The organism is Paenibacillus ihuae (assembly GCF_001368795.1).
GTDB lineage: Bacteria > Bacillota > Bacilli > Paenibacillales > Paenibacillaceae > Paenibacillus_AQ > Paenibacillus_AQ ihuae.
Genome location: NZ_LN831198.1, coordinates 390,667 through 395,519, shown reverse-complemented (window position 1 = coordinate 395,519; position 4,853 = coordinate 390,667). Strand labels below are relative to the sequence as shown.

Genomic DNA, 4,853 nt, shown 5'->3' with positions numbered 1-4,853 from the left:
GGTGCGCCTCTACGAGCTGGCCATGGCTCTGTCCTCTGAATCCGGGAGCGCGGTGCTGCCGGAGATCCGGTTAACCGGGCATAAAATCATGGATGAAACGACCGAAACCGCAGTGACGGACCTGCCCTCACGGCTGGCCCTCGGCAAGCTGGGCGTAATCAAAGGCGAGAAGCTGATCGGCTGGCTGACACAAAGGCAGGCCTTCGGCCTGTCTTTTATAACCGACAAAATCAACAAAGCCACCATTGCCTTTCCGTCCCACCCCAAGGCAGGCGACACTCCGGATGCTTCGTTTATTCTCCAAAATTCAAGCACCACCGTTCGTCCCGTCTGGGATAAGGATCATTACGTCATGGACATCCATATCAAGGGCAGCGGAATATTGACGGAGCTGGGCAGCATCGCGGATTTGAATGAGCGGGCCGCCATTTCAGAGATGGAGGAATCGATCGAGCAGCATGTGCTTGAGCTTGTCAATAACTCATGGACCGAGGTGCGGAAGCTGGGAGCAGACGTCACCGGCTTTGCCGTAAGGATTCACCGCAGTGACCGTAAGCGCTGGAAGCAGATTGAGCAGGATAATAGCTGGGACAGCGTATTCCGGGACATTGAGATCCGCCCCCACGTCTCGATGAAAATAGAGCGGACAGGGCTAAGCAACAAATCCTTTAAGTCCGTTCAGCAGAAATAGAGGGCTGCGTGATGAAAATAGCCATCACTCTTATCCTTTATGCCCTCGCCTTTGTGTGGGGCTGCAGCAGACTGACAGGAAGAGGATCAAAACTCCAGCGCTTGTGGTTCGGCTGCATCCTTGCCTGGTGTGTCTATGTGAATATATGCGGCATTACAGAGACGCCCCATTTCAACATCGCTACCGTGTACACCGCATTTTTCCAGCCCGCAGGCAGAGTCATCATTGAATGGTTAGGAGGTTGATGATACAGAGATGCCCAACAAAGAACAGGTGTCAGCCCTGCAAATCGCGTTTATGGTCATGCTGTTTGAGATCGGCAGCACACCGCTGTTCCTGCTTGGCGGCAAGGCGAAGCAGGATTCATGGCTGGCGATGTGCGCCGGCTCAGTGGCCGGCCTGATCCTGCTCCTGCTTCTGCTGTGGATCCAGGAGCGCTCGCGGGGACTTGATCTTATCGGCATGCTGAAGCTCCACTTCGGAGCCACTGCCGGTTCGGTCGTCGGCTGGATTTACTGCCTTTATTTCGCGTATGAATCGATGCGTAATGTCCGGGACTTAGGCGAATTGACTTCACTGACTCTGCTGCAGACAACTCCGATGTCGATTACGATGCTGGTCTTTGTCCTCATTGCGCTTTACGCCATATGGAAGGGAACCGCAGTTCTCTTCCGGCTGCCGGAGGTGCTGCTCCCGATGCTTCTGTTCTTTTACGGCCTTCTGGTCCTGCTGCTCGGAATTATGGGCTCCATCGATTTTCGGCGCCTGACCCCTGTCTTTGAGGGCGGCCTAAAGCCGATCCTGGATGCGGCACTGCCGGAAATCGTCTCTTTCCCCTTCGGGCAAATGCTTGTGTTTCTGATGCTGTGGTCCTTATGGGAGAAACCCGGCGTGCCGGTGAAAAATACCATTTCAGCTTATATTGCCATCAGCCTTTTCCTAATCTTCATGAATGCACTCAATGTCGCCGTCCTCGGACCCACGGTTGCGGGAATCAGCCAATTGCCTTTTCTGAAAACAGTCCGCACCTTATCCAATCTGCAATTTGTGGAACGGCTCGACATTCTGGTAACCATTCAGCTCTTCGTCGGCCTCCTGATCAAAATGATGGTGTTCTATTTCTGTGCGGTTAAAGGTGTAAGCGGGCTGACCGGCAAATCAATGAAATGGTGGGTGTTCCCTGTGGGCGCTGTCATTTACGGGGCTTCCTTTCTGGAGCGGGATTATACCCAGCATATTGCCATCGGCCTTGGACCCAGCCTGAAGATCGACCCGTTGTTTCAGATTGCCGTCCCGCTGCTGCTGGCAGTTTCCATTCTGCTGCGCAGCCGGTTCAAGAGCACTCCCTCTTAAGGTATGATCTCCGGGAACTGCCCTCTGTCTTTTGACAGCCTGTAAGCAGTTATGGAATAATGGGGAAATTAATGCTACAACAGGAGGCTTCTGCAGGATGTCCAAAGCCGATCATCTGCTGTCTATTCTCTGGATGCTGCAGCAGCGCAAAAGAACCGCCGCCGAGCTGGCAGAAAGTCTTGAACTGAGCGTCCGTTCAGTGTACCGCTATATAGATGCACTCTGCGCCAGCGGCGTTCCTGTCATCGCGGATGCCGGACCGGGCGGCGGCTTCCGGCTGCCGGAGCATTTCAGCGCTTCTCCGCTCTTCTTCAACGCCGCAGAACGCCGGGCACTCGTACAGGCTTCCGCCTTTGCAGAGGGCAGCGGATACCCGTATGTCGAAGCCTTAAGCGGAGCCATCGCCAAGCTTAAGCGCTACAGCAATGACGAGCAGCTCTCGCAGATGGAACGCCACGAGCGTGGTGTCGAAATGCTGCATACCCCTTCCACACCCTTGTCTCATCTGCTGGAGGAGCTGGAGGTCTGCACCGCAGACGGGCTGACGGTACAGATAGAATACCGCAAGGGCAGCAGTGATGCATTCTCCATGCGTGCCATTGATCCTTACGGGCTGGTGCTCTGGAAGGGAAGGTGGTATCTGGCCGGCTTCTGCCACCAGCGCCAGGACATCCGCAGCTTCCGCGTGGACCGGATTGCAGGACTGGAGCGGACAGGAGCCGGCTTCCATCGTCCGCCGGGATTCTCGGCACGGGAGTTTCTGCTGAGGAGCCTGCTTCCCGGCCAGGATCAGGAGACAGCACTGATCCCGGTAGTCATTGCCTCAGGTGAAGAGGTGCTGAATGATCTGTGCAGCCACTGGCTGTTCGGCCATTCGCTGGAGCAGCGGATTCCGGGAGAGGCCCGTTTCCTGCTGGATGAAGCTTCGTTATTCGGCTTCGGGGCTTACTTCCTGCTACCCTATGGCAAGTCGCTGACCATCCTTGAACCTGCCGCCTTGAAGCAGAAGCTTGCAGCTATAGCTGCCGGTATTTCTGCCCATTATACGGAATCTTGAATTTTCCCGAATCACTGACCGCAGCTGTCAGTGATTCTTTTGTATATTGGAGCTGTGATTGAGGTATCCAGAACCCAGAGGAGGAATAGTAATGAAAGAACTAAAGTACGAGTTCTATATTGGCGCAACACCAGAACAGGTCTGGGAATGTCTTATCTCTCCTGACAAAGTGAAGCAAATTTATTATGGCAGCAGCATCCGTTCCAGCTTTGTGGAGGGGGAAGCACTAGAGTACGTGGGACCGGGAGCAGACGGCAGTGAGACTCTGCATGTGTATGGCACACTGCTGGAATTCACTCCCCGGGAAGCGCTGCGTTTCACGCACAAGGTCGGCCCCTCCTATCTGAAGGGCGGCGTAAATTATGAATCCCGCATCTCCTGGCTGCTGACACCGGTGGGCGGCTGCACTAAGCTTACACTCATTCATGACGAATGGCATCCGGAGGACCCTTCCTATGGCCCGAGTGACAGCGCCTGGTGGCAGATCCTGAGCAATATAAAGACGCTGGCGGAAACCGGCGGCACTCTTGATTTTGGCAGCTGGGAATAGGCGGTCTATGAATTCGGCCGGCGTTACAGCCTGACCTTGGTTCAGCCGCAATCTGGTCCAGGATTGACTGGGGCCGAGGTGAAAATACGCTGTTAATCATGCCGGACTACGATCAATTACGCTGAAGTTATGCTGGAACCTCGCCGGACTATGATAGATTACGCTAGCGTTATGCTGAAACTACGCCGGACTACAATCGGTTACGCTGGAGTTATGCTGGAACTACGCCGGACTACAATCGGTTACGCTGGAGTTATGCTGGAACTACGCCGGATTACGATCGATTACACTGGAGTTATGCTGGAACTACGCTAATCTGCCGCAGATTTCATCTGCGACTTGCTTTAACCCTTGCCTTAAGGCGCAGCATCCGCTGCACTTCAGGCAGGGGTTATTTTATCTTTCCCAAGGGAAACTTTTTTGTTGCGAGGACAAAGTTGTTTACGTATACTAATATTGTGGATCGGCACAATAATCTATCATCACTGCACAACTATACTTATTTCGTCCATATACAAACTATAAATCCATATGAAAGAAGGAACTGCTATGGCTGGAGCCGGTATCCCATTGTCTGAAGCATCGAACGGCAGTATGCTGCGCATCAGCGGCATTGAAGTTCAGGGCGTGCTGCGAAGAAGGCTGCTCGACCTCGGTTTTGTGGTCGGCAATGCCGTTGAGGTGCTGCGGCGCAGTCCGCTTGGAGATCCTATCGCTTTTCGGGTAAGCAATACGACTATTGCCCTGCGGCGGGAAGAAAGCTCGCTGATTTACGGACATTTAATTGGAGGTGAAGAGGCATGAGCCACTATACGGTTGCTTTTGCCGGCAATCCCAATACAGGGAAGAGCACGCTTTTCAACCTGCTGACCGGCCTGCGCCAGCATACCGGCAACTGGGCGGGCAAGACCGTCATAACCGCTGAGGGTGAATTCACCCATAACCAGCATGTCTACCGAGCTGTTGATCTGCCGGGTACGTACTCGCTTTACTCTAATTCCGCTGATGAAGAGGCCGCCAGGGACTACATTATTTTTGAACAGCCGGATGTGACACTGGTCGTACTGGATGCCACTTCGCTGGAACGCAATCTCAATCTTGCCCTGCAAGTGCTTGAAATTACGGGACGCGCGGTAATCTGCATCAACCTGATCGATGAAGCTAAGAAGCTAGGCATTGACATCAATTTAAAAGCAATCTCC

7 protein-coding genes and 1 pseudogene are annotated in these 4,853 nt (G+C 53.7%); all 8 read left to right on the top strand.

Annotation, left to right across the window (positions count from 1 at the left end; all coding sequences use genetic code 11):
- The coding region (locus AQR02_RS01815; protein ID WP_187388756.1) for a Ger(x)C family spore germination C-terminal domain-containing protein at positions 1-691 on the top strand (691 nt) is incomplete at its 5' end.
- Between the two features lie 11 nt (positions 692-702).
- Positions 703-936, top strand: a complete 234-nt coding sequence (locus tag AQR02_RS01810) for a hypothetical protein (protein ID WP_054939137.1) — start codon at positions 703-705, stop codon at positions 934-936.
- A gap of 10 nt (positions 937-946) precedes the next feature.
- A complete protein-coding gene (locus tag AQR02_RS01805; RefSeq protein ID WP_054939136.1) occupies positions 947-2,044 on the top strand; it encodes a GerAB/ArcD/ProY family transporter in 1,098 nt (365 codons plus the stop codon).
- A 97-nt stretch (positions 2,045-2,141) separates the two neighbouring features.
- Positions 2,142-3,101 (top strand): helix-turn-helix transcriptional regulator, encoded by a 960-nt coding sequence (locus AQR02_RS01800; RefSeq protein ID WP_054939135.1) that lies wholly within the window; start codon positions 2,142-2,144, stop codon positions 3,099-3,101.
- 91 nt (positions 3,102-3,192) lie between these two features.
- Positions 3,193-3,651 (top strand): SRPBCC domain-containing protein, encoded by a 459-nt coding sequence (locus AQR02_RS01795; RefSeq protein ID WP_054939134.1) that lies wholly within the window; start codon positions 3,193-3,195, stop codon positions 3,649-3,651.
- A 150-nt stretch (positions 3,652-3,801) separates the two neighbouring features.
- A complete protein-coding gene (locus tag AQR02_RS32215; RefSeq protein ID WP_159067665.1) occupies positions 3,802-3,966 on the top strand; it encodes a hypothetical protein in 165 nt (54 codons plus the stop codon).
- 234 nt (positions 3,967-4,200) lie between these two features.
- Complete coding sequence (locus AQR02_RS01790; protein WP_054939133.1) at positions 4,201-4,455, top strand: FeoA family protein; 255 nt, start codon at positions 4,201-4,203, stop codon at positions 4,453-4,455.
- Positions 4,452-4,853: pseudogene (locus AQR02_RS33350) on the top strand (FeoB small GTPase domain-containing protein); the annotation flags it as partial. The gene AQR02_RS01790 and the pseudogene AQR02_RS33350, both read left to right, overlap by 4 nt.

Excerpts from the sequence above, each read along its gene's own strand:
- AQR02_RS01810 (WP_054939137.1), top strand. The coding sequence starts at position 703 with ATGAAAATAGCCATCACTCTTATCCTTTATGCCCTCGCCTTTGTGTGG.
- AQR02_RS01805 (WP_054939136.1), top strand. The coding sequence starts at position 947 with ATGCCCAACAAAGAACAGGTGTCAGCCCTGCAAATCGCGTTTATGGTC.
- AQR02_RS01800 (WP_054939135.1), top strand. The coding sequence starts at position 2,142 with ATGTCCAAAGCCGATCATCTGCTGTCTATTCTCTGGATGCTGCAGCAG.
- AQR02_RS01795 (WP_054939134.1), top strand. The coding sequence starts at position 3,193 with ATGAAAGAACTAAAGTACGAGTTCTATATTGGCGCAACACCAGAACAG.
- AQR02_RS32215 (WP_159067665.1), top strand. The coding sequence starts at position 3,802 with ATGATAGATTACGCTAGCGTTATGCTGAAACTACGCCGGACTACAATC.
- AQR02_RS01790 (WP_054939133.1), top strand. The coding sequence starts at position 4,201 with ATGGCTGGAGCCGGTATCCCATTGTCTGAAGCATCGAACGGCAGTATG.